Origin of the sequence: Dorea hominis, assembly GCF_014287705.1 — a bacterium.
GTDB lineage: Bacteria > Bacillota > Clostridia > Lachnospirales > Lachnospiraceae > Dorea_D > Dorea_D hominis.
This window is the reverse complement of record NZ_JACOOY010000012.1, coordinates 16,481-35,943: the sequence shown is the minus strand read 5'-3', so window position 1 is coordinate 35,943 and position 19,463 is coordinate 16,481. Positions and strand designations below refer to the sequence as shown.

The window sequence follows — 19,463 nt, the reverse complement described above, 5'->3', positions numbered from 1 at the left end:
ATTCTTCTCCTTTTTATTCCATTGCCGGATCTTTAATTCCGTTTAACTCAAACGCTTTAGCTCTGTCTATACATGTTCCACATTTGCCACAAGGTTTTTCTCCACCTTCATAACAACTCCATGTGTATTTATATGGCACATTTATCTCAAGTCCCTTTTTAACAACCTGATCTTTAGTTGCATTGATAAATGGTGCTACAACCTTAATCTGTTTTCCACTTCCAAGATATATCGCTTCATTTATTGCATTATTAAAATCGCTGCTACAATCAGGATATGCACTTCCAGCTGCATCATCTGCATGTGCTCCATAATATATCTCACTGCAGCCTTTTGAAAGTGCTATACTGGCAGCACTTGATAAGAATAATCCATTTCTAAATGGAACATATGTTGAAACAGGTGAACCATTTGTACTCTTAATCTGGTCATTATATGATTCTTTAGGTATTTCCTTATCAGAATGTGATAATAGGGAACAATCGCTATATTGAAAAATTTTTGCAAGGTCAAGATAAATATGTTCTACATTATAGTATTTTACAATTTTATCTGACGCTTCTATCTCTTTTGTATGTTTCTGACCATATGCTATTGATAATGCAATAACATTTTCTGGACCATATTTTTCTACTGCCATACCAAGGCATGTTGTACTATCTATTCCACCACTGAACAAAACCATTGCTTTCATTGTTAAATCTCCCTCTTAATGTTTGTGTATATGTTTTTGTGTTAGTTTTTTTAATTCCTCTTGCAGTCATGCAGCTGTGACATCCTTCAATAAGTACTGCTATATCTTCTGCTCCTGTAACCATCTGCATAATATCTGCAATATCACTTCCTATTCTTTCCTGAAGTTGTAATCTTTTCGATACCATATCTGCTATTCTTGCTATCTTACTAAGACCTATCACTCTTCCCTTTGGAATATAGGCAACCGTTACCTTCATATCATACATAAGTGCAAGATGATGCTCACAATAACTGAAAATATCTATGTCTTTTACCACTACCATATCAGAATTTCCATTTTGACTTTTACATTCCACGTTTTCGAACTCTTCTTCCAGTCTATCAAGTGCAAATGTTTTGTTAAACATATCTGCAATTTCTTCATTTGTATAATTCATTCCCTCAAAAACTTCTTCGTACATTTTTGCAACTCTTTTAGGTGTGTCTATTAATCCCTCTCGTTCAGGGTTATCACCCAGAGCTTTAAGAATACCAGCTATATGATATTCGATTGCTTTAGTATCTATTTTCTTATGCTTTTCCATGTTAGACTCCTTTTTTATCTGGTGACCATATTATTTTATGTAACTGAATCTGCATATTAACATCATTCATTACATTCTCTTTCATAAAATCAACTATTTCCTCTGGTTCTATCATTCCAAATACCGGACTTATATAAAGATTACATTTTCCATACAGATTATATTTTTCCATAATCTGCTTTGTCTTTATAAGATCCTCTCGGCTTCCTACTACAAATTTGACAGTATCATTGCTATTTAAAATATCAAAATTTCCTAGATTCATGGACTGTTCCATTCCACTACAGGAAAGCTTATAATCCATTGTAAAAGTTACATTTTCTTTATGAAGCTTACGGATTTTGTCAAGAAAAATGCTACCGTTAGTCTCTATTTCTACATTCAGATTGTTTTCTGCAAGAGCTGTTATAACTTTTTCAATATCGTCTCTTAATAATGGTTCACCACCGGTAAGAGTGACATTTTTCACTCCCGTTGATAAAACATAATCAAGTATTTCTTCTTCCGTCATGGGTTGATAAAGTGTATCTTGCTCATTGGCCCATTTGGTATCGCAATATTTACACTTAAGATTACAGCCTTTAAAACGTATAAAAACCGCAAGTTGTCCGGCTTTAGTTCCTTCACCATTGATACTTACAAATTTTTCAACCACTTCATATTTACTCATATACAACTCCTTTCAGATTAGAAAATTATTTATAATTATTCCATATAAGTTGCACTATTGACAGGAGTTTCATATACCGTTACAGCTTTCATGTTATATCCAAGTTTTTTTATTTTTTCATAAAAATACTTTGCCATATTCTCCGCTGTTGGACGAAAATCAAGTTCAATAATTCTGAAATTCTCGCTTTTTAAAGCTTCAAGTGTAGTTTCCTTCAATGAATTCTTTTCTATAATTAATGCGTGATCCATTGAGTCTGCAAGGTCTCTTAAATCTTTTTTCAATTCTCCAAAATCCACGTACATCCCCTTATGCTGAATGTCGTCCTTTAGTTCCTCAGCTTGAACTTCAAGAATAATCTTCCATCTATGTCCATGAAGATTGCTGCATTTTCCATCGTATCCTGCAAGAAAATGTGCTGAGTCAAAACTTGCCTCCGTTTTTAAAATATACATAAACCTTTTCTCCATTTGCTAATATTGCATAAAAAAACACGGATCCATCTGTACCCGTGCCTTAATAGATTATTTTTCTAAAAAATTCCAATTATAAATTATAAAAATAATAGCCCTGGTTTTATTTAGAGACAGGATGGTACAAACGAACTGTCTTATTAATATACCGTTCAATGATAGCAAATGATTCATAGCTTGTCAATTAAATACTCTTGGTTATCTTGCATCTACAAATTCCGATTTGCACTTCAAATCGTTTTCTTTATTCTATCATAGCATCCATTATTCCGCCATCAGTCTTTCGAACCAGGTATCCATGACAATGATAAACTGGCCTGCTCCTGGCAATTCTTGTAGCATTTCGTCAAGAGTTTTCTGTTTCACATATTTCTGCACATACACCCAACAGGCAATGCTACTGGCTTCTGATACAATGTCAGCTATGGTTTTGCGCATAAGCTCTTCAAATTCAGTAATTTCTTCTTTTGGGACAACATCATACAGTGTTGGTGCCTGATGACTTAATTTTACGCCATTTTCATTTGCATCTTTAAGCAGATTCTTAACTTTTTCTCTTGAATCCTCCGGTACTTTTATGTACTCCCACATAAATGCTACCACATCGGACGGTGTGTCTTTTTTAAGTGGTGGTAACTGAATATAATCATTGTTTTCGCTCATTTTCATATCCTCCTCACGATATAATAAAATCAATAATGCGTTCTCTTGTCATGTCCAGTACAGTATCTACGAACACTCCTGCAAAAAGGATCAGATACAGAATTACACTCAGCGAAAACAGAAATGCAACCTGTACCCAGTCATGGTAACAGTATGCAGTCGCTATAATCAACAAAGTGAATATAAACCCAAGGATCCCTCTGACAACCGCATAAGTCTGTACTGTCATCTTTACTGCCAGTCCGATCACAAAAAGGATCAGCCATACCGGCAGTAATAATATTTTCCCAGCAAGTTTTAAAATAAACATGTGCACCTCCTATCTTACCAGTCCTGGCATATCATGGTTCACCTCTGCCTGATAATACCCGTTCATCGTAGACGGTGCATTAAACAGGGATGCTAATAAATATTTCTTGATGTTCTTCACTTTGGTGGTGTTACCACGCATACAGTGTAAGACATACTCGATATGTGAATAGGTCAGCATCAGAAATTTTTTCTTCACCAGTGATGCCGGATACCAGTTGCTGGCAATCAATATCTTGTCATTTTTACACATCACAGTTTCTACGATCAGGTTCACGATTTCATCTACCTGTCGCATATCGTCATGATGGGTTACTTCCAGTGATTCATAATCAATGGTCTCTTTGACAAGGTTTTCATAAGCCTGATAATCCTCAGAGCGGTTATCGCTATCAAATCTTTTCTCATCCACAGATATGATAGGATTAGATTTATTATCATTCATTTCAGTATCACTAAGATTAGTATTATTAGGGTTTGAAATGTAAACTTCTTGAAGTTTGTTTTCGGGACTTCTAGAAGTTTGATTTTGGGACTTCATGAAGTTTAAATTGTAAACTTCTGCAGGCTCTTCATTTTCCACAGAAGTTTGTTTTTTAAACTTCTCTAATTCCTCTCCAAATTTTTTCTCATCTGTTTTCTCAGGCATAAAGGTTTTTACGTAGATAACATTCACCTTTCCAAATCCCTGCCTGCGTTTCTCAATCAGACCAATTCCTGTTTCGTCATCCAGCTCTCTCATGGATTTGATGGCTTTATTTCTGCCACAGTTCAGTAATTCCATGATATCTTCGATGGAAAAGTAGATATATGCTCTGTTTTTGTCGTCAAACCACTGATTTTTGATGGAAAGAGACATTCGATCCAACATCAGTCCATATAAAATTTTAGCATCGCTTGATAAATCTTTAAAATAGCTGTCTGTAAATAATGCTTTTGGTATGCGGTAGAAGCTGAACTGATCAGCTTCGGTACCGTAAAAATAATTAAATGTCATTTTTTTCTCCATAATTTCCTCCTTTCGTTTTCTGCTAAGAAGTCCTCTTTTTAAACTTCTTTGACTTTGTTTTCTTAGCTTTTTCTATCCTTAACAGGACTGTTCCTGCATCCATTTTTCTAATAATGATTCAATTACCTGTTCCATATCTTTGGCTGTATAATCATCCGGAAAATACTTTGTCAGTTTCTTTTCTGAGAAAGTAAGAGACCGGGATACTTTCTTTGCCATCACACAGTTATTGAAAATCGATAACATCTGAATCTGATTGATTGGTCCATCATTCAGCTGATTTCTGAGTGCTGCAATCTGTTTTGGTTTGATGAATCCGGTGTCGCTGATATATTCGTAGATCCATCCCTGTACTTCCTTATCGATGTAGGAGATATTGACAGCAACCGTAAACTGAAGCTTCTTGTTATCTACCAGATCAAGAAGTTCCGGAATAAGTTCTGTTAATCGTACAAATCTTTGAACCTGAGCTCTACTTTCCCCAACTTGCTTGCTCAAGACTTCATCTGATCTCAACTTCGTCTCATTTTGAGACAAAGTTAAATCTGTTCTGATTCCCTGCCTTTTCATTGCATCAAGTTTCATCTTGTAAGCAAAAGCTTTCTCACTTGGTAACAGTTCCTCTCGCTGAATATTAGCGTCCACCATAGCCACAATGGCATCATCATCTGATAATTCTCTTACGATTGCCGGAATTGTCGTCAGTCCTGCAAGCTGTGCTGCATGCATTCTTCTGTGACCGGATACCATTTCATATTCTTCATTTTCATCCATGCGAAGCAGTACCGGTGTCAGTATTCCATTGATCTTTACACTTTCAACCAGATCCTGCATCTTTTCATCATCCAGCACCTTGAACGGATGATTTTTAAACGGATGGATCTTACTGATTTCTATCTCCATTGCAGATTCTTCATTTACCACACCAAGCAGTTCATCAATACTTGCCAGTTTAATCTTTTCGCCACTTCTATTTTTCATTCTTCAAAACCTCCTGTGTTAAGTTCTTATATGCCTCTGCAACCTTTCCTTTTGGACAGTGCATATAGATGCTTTTTCCCTCTGCACTGGTCTCAGCAGCTTTTACAGACATCGGAATTACATTTTCAAATACCTCGATCTGACTTCCGTATGTTGTATGTACTCTTGATGCAATGTCCCTTGCGTAATTGGTTCTGAAATCTACCATAGTCAGGAGAATACCCTCAATCGCCAGTTTCCGGTTCAGTCTTTTCTTTACTGTAAGAATGGTCTTGATCAGCTGCTGAAGTCCTTTAACAGGCAGATATGCGGCCTGTACAGGTATCAAAACAGAATCAGAAGAGACCAGTGCATTGATTGTCATCATACCAAGACTTGGCATACAGTCGATCAGGATATAATCGTATCGGCCTCTTATCGCATCGATATATTCCTTCATGATCATTTCTCTGCTCATAACATTTCCCATCGTTACTTCCAGGGCAGAAAGCTCAATATTTGCCGGAAGTAGATCTACATTTTCCTGGTGATGTAAGATACCATCTTCCAGAGAGATTTCTTCTTCGTTAATGACATCCATCATGATCGTTGCCAGTGTGATGCGAAGATCATCTGGTTCCTCATATCCAAGACTTGCTGTTAAACTTCCCTGTGGATCCGCGTCGATCAGCAACACTTTCTTACCTTCTCTTGCCAGTCCAATGCCTACATTTACGGTTGTGGTGGTCTTTCCAACGCCGCCTTTCTGGTTTACTACGGATATAACTTTACACATGATTTCTTCCTCCTTTAACTTTCCCATGATTCTTTTTTCCATAATTTCAACAGTGCCAGTATTTCCCGCTTCATCATTGCCGGTGTATAAGAATTTGGAAAATACTTATGTAGCTGTTCGTTTGTGAAAGCCACTCTTGTGATTTCACCCTTTTTAACCTCACACATGATTTCTTCCATCTTTTCCAGTGACAACTGTTTTTCTTTACTCAGTTGCCGGATCCTCTGGGCCTGTGAGAGTGATGGGATTGCCTGTGCATACTCCATTGCTACAAGCAGTTCTCTTTGTTCTTTTTCGCTTAATGCAGCTATCTCTACAGCCGGACAAAAAGAAATGATCTCATCATCCAGTTTCTGCAACATTTCCGGTATCAGTTTTGTCAGTGAGATATAACGCTGCACTTGTTTTGGGCTATCACCACAATCTTCACTGATGATTTCTATTGCCCGCTTTCTTGGTGTTTTGTGGTCAACTTGGCTCTTTTTTCGACCACTTTTTCTTTTTAATACGTCATTCTTCAGTTTGTAAGCAAAAGCTTTTTCACTGTAGCTGATCCGTTCTCTGTGAAGATTGGAATCTACCATGCTCAAGATGGAATCATCTTCACTTAATACTCGGATGATCACCGGTACTTTACGGTATCCCAGTTTCTCCGCAGCATGTTTTCTTCTGTGACCGGATATGATCTCATAGTATCCATCCGGTACTGGTCTGACGATTAGCGGATTTAAAATTCCATACTTCTCAATGCTTTCCTGCAAAAGAAACATTTCCTTATCATCTTTTACCTGAAACGGGTGCTCTTTGAACGGACGAAGACGCTCAATCTCAATTTCTATGATTTTTTCTTCGTTTTCTCCTGATTGTCTGTTTGGCTCAGTCATCTTGACTCCTTTCCTCCAGGATTCAGGAAATAAAAAATGCCTGCCTGGAACTTTTATAGATAGTAAAGTTCCAAACAGACATTGCTGTTTGACCATTAGCTGTAGCTAATAGAATTGAATACTGTTTCAGCTAATTTATGTTTGCAGGTTTGGGAGAGATTGTTTCTTTTCCCGCCTTTTCTCTGATTTACATCCCCGAATAAGGGGTGACAACGGAGCGGAACCCAAATGTTAGCTGGACTTCTTAAAACCCATGTTTGCAAACCGGTAATTTTGATTAGCTGTCAGCTAACAAAAATCGGATTGCGTTAGCTGGAAATTGATCATTTTGAATGGAATTTTGTGTCACGAACGTGATTTGAAAATAACAAAAGCGTTCGTTGTCAGCTAATCCAGCTAACATTTTCGAACGCTTTGAAGCCCGTCGCCAAGAGGATTTGAACCTCCGACCCCTCGCTTAGGAGGCGAGTGCTCTATCCAGCTGAGCTATGACGACACATGCCGCAAACCCTTGATTTTACTGGGTTTCTAGGATTTTTCCCTTCGGCCATATATAAGATTATCAACTCTTTTTCGAGTTGTCAATCTACAGATTTTTTTGATTTGGTAACATTAGAACGTTCCCCCATTTGGGGAATGCTTTGTTGTCACCATTAGCATTTTTCAGAATAGATTCGAACTGAAAGTTGTTTTTCATTTTTTCCCTTTGGGGAATGCCTCGGCTTTCTCTTAGGAGGCGCTTATTTTATCAGTTAAACTAACAAGACTTATTGCCAGAATGTTATTATAACACTCTGGCATATAAAAATCTACATTTCTTTCTAAACAGATCTTATTGCAAATAAATCACCTGCAGAATTGCCCACAAACAACTAAAAATTAATCCGCCCTTGCATCCAGATTTTTCCTTTGAACCGGCGTCCGGCTTTCGGCTCTCCAAATACTCGGTGAACCGGCACGCAGACATCGAATTTTAGGTCATTTACTTCCAGATTCATCACATAGAGTTCCTCTTTTGTGTAAATGTTTTCCACAATCTGCACACCTGTTATCACACCCAGGATGGAATACCGGTCACACTCTACACTGTAAGGCATGATGTATGTATCTACAATACTGAATACATCTTCTTTAATCAGCCTTCTTGATACTTTTGTGTAAATGTCTATATCATCCAACGCCAGATTCTCGATTGCTTCCGCATCTCCGGCTCTTGCAGCACTGACAAGCATCATCCGGTTATGCACATCTTCCGACTGCTGCTGTTTCTGTGATTCGTCCTTCATTACCGGCAGGAGAATCTTTCCCTCATTGCACAGCCCGGATAATGTAATAGAGTCATAACCTCCCGGCTCCTGCGGATGCCATTTCTTTTTCAGATATTCCATATAATTCTGAATCCGGAACATTAATGTAACACCTATTTTCACATCTTCACAGATGCCGATGTAGGACTGTTGATCCTTTGTTCTTTCCACCGTTACATCTGCATATGTTGTAATTCCGGTTCCGTAAAAATAAGGATATATATATTCTCTTTCAAATATTCCATTACTGTCCTGAAATCCACCCGCTGCAATTCCAATATTTTTTGCAAATTCTTTTTTATACTCGCACCGGTCATATTTATCTGCAGTTACAGACATTACAGCACGTTCATTATTCTCCTGCTCCAGCCCCTGCAATAAACGATCCAGTTCTTGTTTTGACTTTACACTTTCCATTCCAATTGCAGTTAAATATTGATGCATTTTACTTCCTCATTAATTATCCCCGGAGTCATTCGCTGTGGACTTATTTATCCACAATTTACACATTTATTCCGGTATTATTTTGGTCTGATCTCGCTCTTACCACCCATATACGGTCTGAGAACTTCCGGAATCTTGACAGATCCGTCAGCCTGTAAATTGTTCTCCAAGAACGCGATTAACATTCTCGGTGGAGCAACAACTGTATTATTTAATGTATGAGCGAAATATTTGCTTCCATCTGCTCCTTTAACACGGATACCAAGTCTTCTTGCCTGAGCATCTCCAAGGTTTGAACAACTACCTACTTCAAAATATTTTTTCTGTCTTGGAGACCATGCTTCAACATCACATGATTTTACTTTCAGGTCTGCAAGGTCACCAGAGCAACATTCCAGTGTACGTACCGGGATGTCCATAGAGCGGAACAGATCTACTGTATTTTTCCATAACTTATCATACCACTGTTTGCTTTCTTCCGGTTTACATACAACAATCATTTCCTGCTTTTCAAACTGGTGAATACGATATACACCTCTTTCTTCGATACCGTGTGCACCTTTTTCTTTACGGAAGCATGGAGAGTAACTTGTCAGTGTCTTTGGCAGTTCTTCTTCTTTAGTCATTGTATCAATAAATTTACCGATCATAGAGTGTTCACTTGTTCCGATCAGGTAAAGATCCTCTCCTTCGATCTTATACATCATGGAATCCATCTCTGCAAAACTCATAACACCTGTTACAACGTTACTTCTGATCATAAACGGCGGGATACAGTAAGTAAATCCACGGTCGATCATGAAATCACGTGCATAAGATATTACTGCGGAATGAAGTCTTGCAATATCTCCCATCAGGTAGTAGAAACCGTTTCCTGCTACTTTTCCTGCTGCCTCAAGATCTATACCATCAAAACTTTCCATAATATCTGTGTGATACGGGATTTCGTAATCTGGAACAACCGGCTCACCAAATTTCTCAATCTCTACATTCTCGCTGTCATCTTTTCCAATCGGAACAGACGGATCAATGATGTTCGGGATGACCATCATGATCTTCTTAATTTCAGCTTCTACATCTTTTTCTTCAGCTGACAGGCTTTCTACACGATCTGCATTTGCCTGTACTTTTTTCTTCAGTTCTTCTGCTTCTTCTTTCTTACCATGTGCCATACATGCACCGATTTCTTTGGAAATTTTATTTCTCTCTGCACGAAGAGCTTCTACTTCCTGTTTGATATCTCTGTTTTTCTGATCCAGCTCGATTACTTTGTCCACTAATGGAAGTTTTTCATCCTGGAATTTATTCTTAATATTCTGCTTCACCACATCTGGGTTCATTCTTAAAAATTTAATGTCTAACATATTGTATCCTCCTCATTTTGTAATTAATATAGGTTTATTATTATCCTTTAGTTTTATAATTACCTTATATAATAGTTTTACATTTTACTGCTATTTTTCTACAGTTTCCGGTGTATATTCCTGGAAAATCGCTTTATCCAGTGCTTCTGCCTCTTCCTCAGCAAGTTCAACAAAGCTCTCACCTTTAACAATTTCTTTTACATAAGTGTAACAGCCTTCTCTACTATGCATTGCATTCAGGATAAATCCATTATTACGATTATCCAACAGTGCAAGTACGAAACTAAGTTTACCTCCCATTTCGTTAAATGCATCGTATTTCACAACACCAATCTTCTGGTAATTTCTATCCATCTTCCGGTTCAGTTCACGAATGTCAAGACGGTTCTGTTTTACAACTTTTACTACGGATTCAAGATCTGTATAGCGTTCTTTCATGCTCTCTTCAAGAGTTTTACCGTCTTTTCCTTTCATAAACGTCTGATAGCTGCTTTTTAGCCTATTGTAGTTCATTGTAACATTTACAGTAAGGATAAACAACACAATAATCAAAATCAACATTAAGATAATAATGATTCCCGGATCAATCCCTATTGTACTTAAGATTTTGCTTTCCATAAGTTCTTATTCTTCCTTTCCTATTGTCATAATCATCTCGAACATACGTTCTAATTCTTTTTCTGAATAATACTCTATTTCTATTTTACCTTTTCCATTGCTTTTTGATGCAATACTGACCTTCGTTCCCATAACTTCTTTCATACGGTTTTCCAGATCTTTATAAACAAATTCATTCTCTACTGCTTTCTTTTCTTTTGGTTTTTTCGGATTCTTAATCTCCTTAACCAGCTTTTCTGTTTCACGTACACTTAATTTTTCATCGAAAATACGATTTGCAAGCTCATACTGTAATTTCTTATCGTCAATTGCCAGCAGCGCTCTTGCATGTCCTGTAGAAATCATCTCATCAATAATCATCTGCTGTACTTTATCATCCAGTTTCAGCAAGCGCATAGAGTTTGTTACAGCGGTACGACTTTTTGAAACTCGATCTGCGACTTCATCCTGTTTCAATTGAAATTCTTCGAGAAGTTTTTTAAATGCCATAGCTTCTTCGATTGGGTTCAGATTTTCTCTCTGAATATTTTCAATCAAACGAATTTCCACAATTTCCTGTTCACTGTATTCTTTTACTATTACAGGTACCTCTTTGATACCGGCCAACTTTGCTGCACGCCATCTTCTTTCGCCTGCAATAATCTCATAATAATCTTTAATTTTTCTGACAAGCAACGGCTGCAAAACCCCATGAAGTTTGATAGAATCAGCGAGCTCAAGTAATGCATCTTCCTCGAACTTCTTTCTCGGCTGCTCTCGGTTTGGTTCGATCATGCTGATTTTCATCATCTGAACGCCGTCTTTCATTTCTTCTTTTTTCTCTTCAGCTTTTTGTACCGTCTCTGTATTTTTCTTAGCCGGTTTATTATCCGGTATCAAACTATCAAGACCTTTTCCAAGACCTTTTTTCTTAACCGCCATCTCTCATTCGCCTCCTGCATTATTTTCCGTATTATTCTTTTTCCATCACCTCATCCGCCAGGCGCATATAACTGTCTGCACCTGCAGATTTTGGATCATATTTGTTAATCGGCATACCATAACTCGGTGCTTCTGCCAATCGAATATTGCGAGGAATAATTGTTTTATATATTGTCTGATCTAAGTTATCTTTTACATTTTCAACGACTTGCAACGAAAGATTAGTTCTTGCATCATACATTGTAAACACAACACCTTCTATTGTCAGTTGCGGGTTCAGACGATCACGAACCAACTCGACTGTATGAATCAGCTGGCTTAACCCTTCCAGCGCGTAATATTCACACTGAATAGGAACTAATACAGAATCTGCTGTAGTCATTGCATTAATTGTCAGCATACTCAAAGATGGTGGACAGTCAATTACTATATAATCATAGTCTTCTTTAATATTTGCAATCGCATTTCTTATAATATACTCTTTTTCATCTACATCAAGAAGCTCAATTTCCGCTCCGGACAAATCAATACTTGTTGGTATTATATCCAGATTTTCCAGAACATCCCTCACAATCACTTCATTAATTGATGATTCTCCTATAATCAAATCATACACTGTGTTTTCAACATTATTTTTATCAACACCTAATCCACTTGTCATATTTCCCTGCGGATCCATATCCACCGCCAGAACTTTCTGTCCTTTTTCCGCAAGGCATGCCGATAAGTTGATAGCTGTAGTTGTTTTTCCCACTCCACCTTTTTGGTTGGCAATAGCTATAACTCTTCCCATTTTTATCACCTTTCTATTTTGAGCTTCTTCTAGTATAGCATTTTTTATTTTACTTTTCTATAAATGTTTCACGTGAAACATAATTTTTCACTTTTTTATAATTGTTTCACGTGAAACATTTATATTTTTGTCTATTTATAATCTTAATGAATATTACCTGCTTACTATAATAATTAGACTGTCTTTAGAATATAACGTTTAAGACTGATCTCTTTGGCGGCACACAGCATAGAACAATTTACAAGCAACTTTTGATTCCGGTATCATATTATATCATTAAATTTTATTCGTATCTTTAATATTATCTTAATTTTGTCTTATACTGTTGTAATTGTTTTAAACATATCAATTTATTTATAAGCAAGTAAAGAAAATTAACGTCCTGATTTTATGATGATTTATTTATAATTACATATAATTTACAATTACATATTCTTTCTTCAAATTATAAAATTCATCGTCCCATATTGTATATGTTTCACGTGAAACATATTACTTATAATATTAGAATAATTTATGACTAACCAAAATAATTTTCTAACTGTCAACGTTATATTATTCTTGCAGCAATATTTATGAAATAATGTTTTCTTTCATTCTTTAAATTCTTGCAATAAATGTTTCACAACAACTATTCATTTATATATTACGATATTTTCCAAAAAGCATCTGTATCACTATGTTTCACGTGAAACATTTACTTTAATTTTAGCATGTGGTATTATTTATATTGTAGTATCAAACGTTTTCACTGATTCCATTAATCAGAAGATCAACATTTGATGTGACAATATATAAGCAAAAGGAGTAATACTCATGAGTTGGAAAAAGAAAGCTATTACTATATCTGCATTATCTGCATTGACAACATTTACTATACATTTGGCTAATAAAATAATTGATATTTCCGCGACTTCTGAAAATCACGAGCAAAACACAGCCGGTTCTTACTTTGATTGGAAATTTGGAAATATATATTATGAGAAATATGGCGAAGGTGAGCCTGTTCTTCTGATTCATGATTTTTCTGTCGGAAGTTCATCTTATGAATGGCACAGAATCATTGATAAACTGGCAAAAAGCCATCTTGTTTATACAATTGATCTGCTTGGATGCGGAAGATCCGAGAAACCATCCATCACTTATACTAATTATTTATATGTGCAATTAATCACAGACTTCATTAATCAAGTTATTGATTCACCTTGTGATGTCATAGCAACCGGTATTTCTGGATCATTCGCAATTGCAGCTGTACAGAACAACAAAAATCTTATAAATCGCATTATACTTGTAAATCCTGAAGATGTGAATAAATTAAATAAGATGCCATCAAAGAGAAGTAAATCTCTGACATGGTTTCTAAATATGCCTGTATTCGGCACTTATTTCTATAATATATTAGTAAAAAGGAGACTTATTACAGATAAATTCAAGAACGAATATTTCTATGATCATTACAAATTAAAAGAGGAATATATTAACAACTACTACGAAACAGCTCATCTGGACCACTCTTCATCCAAATATTTGCTATCCAGTCTGCTTGGCCATTATACAACTGTTAATGTCTATCATTGTATGAAATCGTTAACAAATAGTATTTTCATTATATCTGGAGATGAAGATTCCCGAAATGCTGATATTGCGTGCAAATATGAAAGTATTCTTCCATCTATCGAGATTATGAAAATAGAAGATACCAAACATCTTCCTCAATTAGAAAGACCTGATGCTTTCATTGAGCAATTAGCTGTAATACTTTCCTACGAAGATGAAACGACAATTTAGTATTATACAAGGTAAAGCAAAAAGATGAATGTGCCTGCCCCATGCGCTACGTACATTCATCTTTTTTATTATCCTATATTCTTTTTACACCAATGGCTCCTTCGATGGCAATCCTGCTTTTCTTGGATATTTCTTACCGGTATTCTTTACTTTCTTTATTTTCACAAAAGAACGACCGATATCTGTTCCCGGAAGTGCAAATTTTATAACATCACCCAGTGTACCTCCAAGTATACTTACTGCACGTTTCGATTGCTGTAATTCCTCTTCTATCTCACCGGACTTATAGGATATAAAATATCCCCCTACCTTTACATAAGGCAAGCAGTATTCAGATAAAGTAGCAAGATTTGCTACTGCTCTGGACACGCACAGATCATACTGTTCTCTATATATTTCCTGCTTTGCAAAATCTTCAGCTCTTCCATGAATTGTTTCAATATTCTCCAATTCTAATGCTCCAATAACGTCATTCAGAAATTTTATTCTTTTATTTAGTGAGTCCAATAATGTCACTTTAAGGTGTGGAAACACAATTTTTAATGGAATCCCCGGAAATCCTGCTCCTGTCCCTATATCAATTACATTTTTAACTTCTTCTTCATCCAATGCCTTGATCAGAGATACACTATCCACAAAATGCTTTTCTACTACATCGTCATATTCCGTAATTGCAGTGAGATTCATTACTTTATTACGTTCGATCAACATATCATAATAAGTAAGAAATTGCTCTGTTTGCATATCACTTAACTGTATCCCTATTTCTTCCATTTTTTTATTTAATATTTCTTTATGCATATATATTACCTTTACTCTCAACTCTCATATACAATGTTTGAGATATTATCCCAAACTTATGATACATATATTTTTCTTTGGATGTTATTAATGGTATATATATTATATACCATTAAACACTCTTTTAAACAACAGCTACCATGCTACTTATATACCCCTCCAAGGTATATTAACAGAACTGATATGTCTGCCGGAGATACTCCGGAAATTCTGGATGCCTGTCCGATTGATGCTGGTCTGTGTTCTTTCAGCTTCTGAATCGCCTCGATACGCAAACTGTTTACTTTATCATAATCAATATCTTCCGGTATTTTCTTACGTTCCAGCTTCTTAAACTGCTCTACCTGTCGCATCTGTCTTGTAATATATCCAGCATACTTAATGCAAATATTAACCTGCTCTGCTACTTCTTCTGCAAGATTTTTCGGAAAATCCGGTCTTGCATTATCAATCGGCTTTAACATATCATATGTCAGCTCTGGTCTTCGGATCAGTTCCGCAATTGTGGAACCAGAAGAAAGTGGTGTACTTCCACATTCTTTTAATAATGTCTGTACTTTCTCATTTGCGCCGACATTTGCATGTTCTACACGTTCTATTTCGTTTTTAATCAACTCTTCTTTTTTCAGTAAACGCTGATATCTTTCTTCATTGATCAGACCGACTTCGTAACCTTTTTTTGTTAACCTCTGATCTGCATTATCCTGACGAAGCAGTAATCTGTATTCTGCTCTTGATGTCATCATACGATATGGCTCATGACTTTCTTTTGTAACAATATCATCGATCAGCACACCAATATACGCCTCTGAACGGTCCAAAATCATTGGTTCTTTTCCTTGTAACATTCTCGCTGCATTAATACCTGCAACAATTCCCTGTGCCGCTGCTTCTTCATATCCTGAACTTCCATTAAACTGTCCGGCACTGAACAGCCCATGAATATTTTTGAATTCAAGAGACGGTTTTAACTGTCTTCCGTCAATACAATCATATTCAATTGCATATGCATTTCGAACAATTTTTGCATTTTCAAGTCCCGGAACTGATCTGTACATCGCATATTGCACATCTTCTGGCAACGAACTGGACATTCCACCTACATACATCTCATTTGTTCCAAGTCCTTCCGGCTCGATAAATACCTGATGACGATTTTTATCGGCAAATTTTACAACCTTATCTTCAATTGAAGGACAATATCTTGGTCCTGTTCCCTCTATCATTCCCGAATATAGTGGTGAACGATCGAGATTTTCACGAATGATCCGATGAGTCTCTTCATTTGTATAAGTCAGCCAGCAAGATGCCTGATCAATCTGCACATCGTTTGGATTTGTTGTAAATGAAAACGGAACAATTCTCTCATCACCAAACTGCTCTTCCATTTTACTGAAATCAATGGAATTTTTGTCAATTCTCGCCGGTGTTCCCGTTTTAAAACGATACATCTTAATTCCAAGCTCTTTCAGACAATCCGTAAGATAATTTGCTGACTGTAATCCATTTGGTCCTGTACTCATGCTCACATCACCGTAAACACAGCGTGATTTCAAATAAGTTCCTGTACATAAAATAACAGCTTTGCACCGGTAAATCATCCCAGAATACAACTGAACTCCTGTCACTTCATCATTTTCAGTAAGAATATTCACAATCTCGGCCTGCTTAATCTCCAGATTCTCCTGATTTTCCAGAACCTGGCGCATCGTTTTGCTGTATTCATTCTTATCAGCCTGTGCACGCAGTGAATGTACTGCAGGTCCTTTGGATTTGTTTAGCATTTTGGACTGGATAAATGTCTGGTCAATGACTTTCCCCATCTCTCCACCGAGTGCATCCACTTCTTTTACAAGGTGTCCCTTAGAACTTCCTCCAATATTCGGATTGCACGGCATAAGTGCAATACTGTCTACACTGACAGTAAATACAATTGTACGAAAACCAAGTCGTGCACACGCCAGAGCCGCCTCACACCCTGCATGACCGGCCCCGATCACTGCTACATCATATTGATCTTTATTTTCCCATACAGAATTTGCTGAATATTTCATTTACAAGATCCTCTCCTATTGTCTCGCCTGTGATACTGCCGAGTGATTCATATGCATCTAACAGATCAATGGAATAAAAATCTTCCGGCATTCCCATTTCAATACTTTCATTTACCTTCTGAAGTGATCTGTACGCTTCCTGAAGTGCTGTTTTCTGACGAACATTTGTAATATAAATCTCGTCATTAAATGTCAGTTTTCCATCATAGAACATGTCTTTTAAAATCTGCTCAAACTCCGCAATTCCACTCTTCTCTTTCGCAGAAACTTCAATGATCGGATTATGATTTTCTGTCTCACTCGAATTTACAGGCTGTAATTCATTCACTTTATTTTCAATTACTTTTTTCGTAACTATCATATCTAAATCTGACTTATTTAGCAAGATAATTGCCTGTTTTCCCTGTATCATCTTCAGAATCTCGATATCATTTTCATCAAGTTCAGATGACGCGTCAATTACAAATAAAATCAGATCCGCATCTTTTGCATAATTGATTGCTTTATCTACACCAATCTTCTCAACAATGTCTTCTGTATCACGGATTCCTGCAGTATCCATGATATTCAGAGAAATTCCCTGCAAATTGATATGTTCTTCCAGTACATCTCTTGTTGTACCGGCAATATCCGTTACAATTGCTCTGTCTTCCCCAAGAAATGCATTCATAAGCGATGATTTTCCGGCATTCGGTTTTCCCAAAATTACAGTATTCACACCCTCTTTCAGAATTCTTCCATCATCACATGTGTCCAACAGATGTCTGATATCACCGATCAGTTCGTCCACTGTTACTTTCAACTTTTCTCCGTATCCATCCACACTGATATGTTCCGGATCATCTAACGCTGTTTCAATAAATGCAGTATGATAAATAATTTTCTGTCTGATATTTGAAATCTTCTCTTTTACATTTCCTTTCAACTGGCTAACAGAACTTTTCAATGCATATTCATTCTGAGCAGTAATCAGATCTCCTACTGCCTCTGCCTGGGAAAGATCCATTTTTCCATTTAAAAATGCTCTTTTTGTAAATTCACCTGGTTCCGCCGGTCTTGCTCCATATTTGATCACTGTCTCTAGCACTTTTTTCACCACATACACACCGCCATGGCAGTTGATTTCCACAGTATCTTCTCCTGTATAAGTATGTGGACCACGCATCAGCATTACAAGGACTTCATCGATCACCTCGTCACCATCGCATATATAGCCATAATGAATGGTATGTGACATCTGCCCACTAAGCTTTTTATTCTTTTTTCCACGATAAATACGATCTGCAATTTCAACAGAATCTTCTCCTGTCATTCGTACAATACCGATTCCGGAATTACTCATAGCCGTTGAAATAGCAGCAATAGTGGTCTGCTCATTATAATTCATCGAATTCCTCCTAATAACATAAAATTGCATTTTTCGTTATATAAAAAATAGAGGTCATCAAAACCCCTATTTTTTCTTTCTTTATCTTCTTACCAATGTTACTACAACTCTTCTGTACGGTTCTTCACCTTCGCTATGTGTAGATACAGCAGAATCAGACTGAAGAGCAGAATGAATAATTCTTCTTTCATAAGGATTCATCGGCTCAAGAGAAACAGATCTTCTTGTTCTCTTTACTTTGCTTGCAATGTTCTTTGCAAGATTTTCTAATGTCTGTTTTCTTCTTCTTCTGTAATCTTCTGTATCGAGTTTTACTCTGACATAACCATCCTGCATTTTGTTTGCAACTCTGTTTGTAAGATACTGCAGGGAATCCAGTGTCTGTCCACGTTTTCCAATCAGAATACCCATATTCTTTCCGTCCATCGTGATGCTCAGAGCACCTTCTTCATCAATCTCTGCTTTCACTTCAACATCGTTCATATCCATTGCAGCGAGTACATCTTTTACAAATTTCACACATGCTTCTTTTGTTGCATCTTCAACAGGAGCAAGTTCAACTTCTCTCTTCGGAACTTCTTTTTTCACGAATTCCTTCTTTGGAGCCTCTTTTTTGAAATTATCTTTTTTCACATGCTCTTTTTTGTGGAATTCTTTTTTATGAAAATCTTTTTTCTCTTCTTTAAATTCTTTTACTTCTTTTTTAACAGGCTTTTCTTCTACTTCTTCAACAACCGGTTCCTCTACAGGTTCCTCTTGTTTTCTGCGCGCCTTTATTACTGCCTGCTTCATGCCGATTCCAAGAAATCCGGCACTTCCTTTCTCAATTACTTCGTAATCTAAATGATCACTTGTCACACCAAGCTGGATCAATGCTTCTGTAATCGCATCATCCAATGTTTTAGCTGATACAGTAATGTAACCGTCCATAATAGCGCC

General features: G+C 36.7%; 20 protein-coding genes and 1 tRNA gene. 1 reads left to right on the top strand and 20 read right to left on the bottom strand.

The features are described from left to right. Positions 1–13: 13 nt before the first annotated feature. The 16 genes from queC to H8S07_RS09820 all read right to left on the bottom strand — a co-directional run bounded on the left by queC (position 14) and on the right by H8S07_RS09820 (position 12,491). Complete coding sequence (gene queC, locus H8S07_RS09895) at positions 14–694, bottom strand: 7-cyano-7-deazaguanine synthase QueC (RefSeq protein WP_117528508.1); 681 nt, start codon at positions 692–694, stop codon at positions 14–16. Continuing rightward, entirely contained in the window at positions 657–1,280 is a 624-nt protein-coding gene (folE, locus tag H8S07_RS09890) for a GTP cyclohydrolase I (RefSeq protein WP_117836027.1), read from the bottom strand. The genes queC and folE overlap by 38 nt, the downstream gene beginning before the upstream one ends. A gap of 1 nt (position 1,281) precedes the next feature. After that, complete coding sequence (queE, locus tag H8S07_RS09885) at positions 1,282–1,950, bottom strand: putative 7-carboxy-7-deazaguanine synthase QueE (protein WP_117836026.1); 669 nt, start codon at positions 1,948–1,950, stop codon at positions 1,282–1,284. 35 nt (positions 1,951–1,985) lie between these two features. Further along, positions 1,986–2,405, bottom strand: coding sequence for a 6-carboxytetrahydropterin synthase QueD (queD, locus tag H8S07_RS09880; RefSeq protein ID WP_117529282.1), 420 nt, complete (start codon positions 2,403–2,405; stop codon positions 1,986–1,988). A 282-nt stretch (positions 2,406–2,687) separates the two neighbouring features. Then, entirely contained in the window at positions 2,688–3,092 is a 405-nt protein-coding gene (locus H8S07_RS09875) for a hypothetical protein (protein ID WP_005334861.1), read from the bottom strand. Between the two features lie 7 nt (positions 3,093–3,099). Continuing rightward, entirely contained in the window at positions 3,100–3,396 is a 297-nt protein-coding gene (locus H8S07_RS09870) for a hypothetical protein (RefSeq protein WP_005334864.1), read from the bottom strand. Positions 3,397–3,405: 9 nt separating this feature from the next. After that, on the bottom strand, positions 3,406–4,404 hold the full coding sequence (locus H8S07_RS09865) for a DUF6017 domain-containing protein (RefSeq protein ID WP_117947869.1): 999 nt from the start codon (positions 4,402–4,404) through the stop codon (positions 3,406–3,408). Positions 4,405–4,482: 78 nt separating this feature from the next. Then, the gene (locus H8S07_RS09860; RefSeq protein ID WP_118031502.1) at positions 4,483–5,385 is read right to left on the bottom strand and encodes a ParB/RepB/Spo0J family partition protein; all 903 of its coding nucleotides are present in this window, start codon (positions 5,383–5,385) and stop codon (positions 4,483–4,485) included. Beyond that, on the bottom strand, positions 5,375–6,160 hold the full coding sequence (locus tag H8S07_RS09855) for a ParA family protein (protein WP_005334870.1): 786 nt from the start codon (positions 6,158–6,160) through the stop codon (positions 5,375–5,377). Before H8S07_RS09855 ends, H8S07_RS09860 begins: the two co-directional genes overlap by 11 nt. Positions 6,161–6,174: 14 nt before the next feature. Continuing rightward, a complete protein-coding gene (locus tag H8S07_RS09850; RefSeq protein WP_118031503.1) occupies positions 6,175–7,140 on the bottom strand; it encodes a ParB/RepB/Spo0J family partition protein in 966 nt (321 codons plus the stop codon). Between the two features lie 326 nt (positions 7,141–7,466). Next, positions 7,467–7,540, bottom strand: a tRNA-Arg gene (locus H8S07_RS09845). A gap of 376 nt (positions 7,541–7,916) precedes the next feature. Continuing rightward, positions 7,917–8,795: a DUF3881 family protein gene (locus tag H8S07_RS09840; RefSeq protein ID WP_118288807.1), complete on the bottom strand. Its 879-nt coding sequence runs from the start codon at positions 8,793–8,795 to the stop codon at positions 7,917–7,919. Between the two features lie 77 nt (positions 8,796–8,872). Next, positions 8,873–10,159, bottom strand: a complete 1,287-nt coding sequence (gene serS / locus H8S07_RS09835; protein WP_021859811.1) for a serine--tRNA ligase — start codon at positions 10,157–10,159, stop codon at positions 8,873–8,875. Between the two features lie 90 nt (positions 10,160–10,249). Next, complete coding sequence (locus H8S07_RS09830) at positions 10,250–10,777, bottom strand: DUF4446 family protein (RefSeq protein ID WP_021859812.1); 528 nt, start codon at positions 10,775–10,777, stop codon at positions 10,250–10,252. Between the two features lie 6 nt (positions 10,778–10,783). Continuing rightward, positions 10,784–11,698, bottom strand: coding sequence for a ParB/RepB/Spo0J family partition protein (locus H8S07_RS09825; protein ID WP_021859813.1), 915 nt, complete (start codon positions 11,696–11,698; stop codon positions 10,784–10,786). 31 nt (positions 11,699–11,729) lie between these two features. Beyond that, a complete protein-coding gene (locus H8S07_RS09820) occupies positions 11,730–12,491 on the bottom strand; it encodes a ParA family protein (RefSeq protein ID WP_021859814.1) in 762 nt (253 codons plus the stop codon). 816 nt (positions 12,492–13,307) lie between these two features. On the opposite strand from H8S07_RS09820, the gene H8S07_RS09815 reads away from it, so the two are divergent. Continuing rightward, positions 13,308–14,282, top strand: a complete 975-nt coding sequence (locus H8S07_RS09815; protein WP_118288806.1) for an alpha/beta fold hydrolase — start codon at positions 13,308–13,310, stop codon at positions 14,280–14,282. Between the two features lie 84 nt (positions 14,283–14,366). On the opposite strand, the gene rsmG is transcribed toward H8S07_RS09815, so the two are convergent. From rsmG to jag, 4 genes are all read right to left on the bottom strand, one after another. Then, the gene (gene rsmG / locus H8S07_RS09810; protein ID WP_117538473.1) at positions 14,367–15,083 is read right to left on the bottom strand and encodes a 16S rRNA (guanine(527)-N(7))-methyltransferase RsmG; all 717 of its coding nucleotides are present in this window, start codon (positions 15,081–15,083) and stop codon (positions 14,367–14,369) included. Between the two features lie 143 nt (positions 15,084–15,226). Next, positions 15,227–17,137, bottom strand: coding sequence for a tRNA uridine-5-carboxymethylaminomethyl(34) synthesis enzyme MnmG (mnmG, locus tag H8S07_RS09805; RefSeq protein WP_118288805.1), 1,911 nt, complete (start codon positions 17,135–17,137; stop codon positions 15,227–15,229). Next, positions 17,103–18,524, bottom strand: coding sequence for a tRNA uridine-5-carboxymethylaminomethyl(34) synthesis GTPase MnmE (mnmE, locus tag H8S07_RS09800; RefSeq protein WP_118288804.1), 1,422 nt, complete (start codon positions 18,522–18,524; stop codon positions 17,103–17,105). The genes mnmG and mnmE overlap by 35 nt, the downstream gene beginning before the upstream one ends. Positions 18,525–18,605: 81 nt before the next feature. After that, positions 18,606–19,454, bottom strand: a complete 849-nt coding sequence (gene jag, locus H8S07_RS09795) for an RNA-binding cell elongation regulator Jag/EloR (protein WP_117538470.1) — start codon at positions 19,452–19,454, stop codon at positions 18,606–18,608. Positions 19,455–19,463: the final 9 nt, after the last annotated feature.

Excerpts from the sequence above, each read along its gene's own strand:
- queD (WP_117529282.1), bottom strand. The coding sequence starts at position 2,405 with ATGTATATTTTAAAAACGGAGGCAAGTTTTGACTCAGCACATTTTCTT.
- H8S07_RS09860 (WP_118031502.1), bottom strand. The coding sequence starts at position 5,385 with ATGAAAAATAGAAGTGGCGAAAAGATTAAACTGGCAAGTATTGATGAA.
- H8S07_RS09825 (WP_021859813.1), bottom strand. The coding sequence starts at position 11,698 with ATGGCGGTTAAGAAAAAAGGTCTTGGAAAAGGTCTTGATAGTTTGATA.
- H8S07_RS09820 (WP_021859814.1), bottom strand. The coding sequence starts at position 12,491 with ATGGGAAGAGTTATAGCTATTGCCAACCAAAAAGGTGGAGTGGGAAAA.
- queE (WP_117836026.1), bottom strand. The coding sequence starts at position 1,950 with ATGAGTAAATATGAAGTGGTTGAAAAATTTGTAAGTATCAATGGTGAA.
- H8S07_RS09870 (WP_005334864.1), bottom strand. The coding sequence starts at position 3,396 with ATGTTTATTTTAAAACTTGCTGGGAAAATATTATTACTGCCGGTATGG.
- folE (WP_117836027.1), bottom strand. The coding sequence starts at position 1,280 with ATGGAAAAGCATAAGAAAATAGATACTAAAGCAATCGAATATCATATA.
- H8S07_RS09840 (WP_118288807.1), bottom strand. The coding sequence starts at position 8,795 with ATGCATCAATATTTAACTGCAATTGGAATGGAAAGTGTAAAGTCAAAA.
- mnmE (WP_118288804.1), bottom strand. The coding sequence starts at position 18,524 with ATGAATTATAATGAGCAGACCACTATTGCTGCTATTTCAACGGCTATG.
- queC (WP_117528508.1), bottom strand. The coding sequence starts at position 694 with ATGAAAGCAATGGTTTTGTTCAGTGGTGGAATAGATAGTACAACATGC.
- H8S07_RS09850 (WP_118031503.1), bottom strand. The coding sequence starts at position 7,140 with ATGGTCAAACAGCAATGTCTGTTTGGAACTTTACTATCTATAAAAGTT.
- H8S07_RS09855 (WP_005334870.1), bottom strand. The coding sequence starts at position 6,160 with ATGTGTAAAGTTATATCCGTAGTAAACCAGAAAGGCGGCGTTGGAAAG.
- jag (WP_117538470.1), bottom strand. The coding sequence starts at position 19,454 with ATGGACGGTTACATTACTGTATCAGCTAAAACATTGGATGATGCGATT.
- H8S07_RS09865 (WP_117947869.1), bottom strand. The coding sequence starts at position 4,404 with ATGGAGAAAAAAATGACATTTAATTATTTTTACGGTACCGAAGCTGAT.
- rsmG (WP_117538473.1), bottom strand. The coding sequence starts at position 15,083 with ATGCATAAAGAAATATTAAATAAAAAAATGGAAGAAATAGGGATACAG.
- serS (WP_021859811.1), bottom strand. The coding sequence starts at position 10,159 with ATGTTAGACATTAAATTTTTAAGAATGAACCCAGATGTGGTGAAGCAG.
- mnmG (WP_118288805.1), bottom strand. The coding sequence starts at position 17,137 with ATGAAATATTCAGCAAATTCTGTATGGGAAAATAAAGATCAATATGAT.
- H8S07_RS09830 (WP_021859812.1), bottom strand. The coding sequence starts at position 10,777 with ATGGAAAGCAAAATCTTAAGTACAATAGGGATTGATCCGGGAATCATT.
- H8S07_RS09875 (WP_005334861.1), bottom strand. The coding sequence starts at position 3,092 with ATGAAAATGAGCGAAAACAATGATTATATTCAGTTACCACCACTTAAA.
- H8S07_RS09815 (WP_118288806.1), top strand. The coding sequence starts at position 13,308 with ATGAGTTGGAAAAAGAAAGCTATTACTATATCTGCATTATCTGCATTG.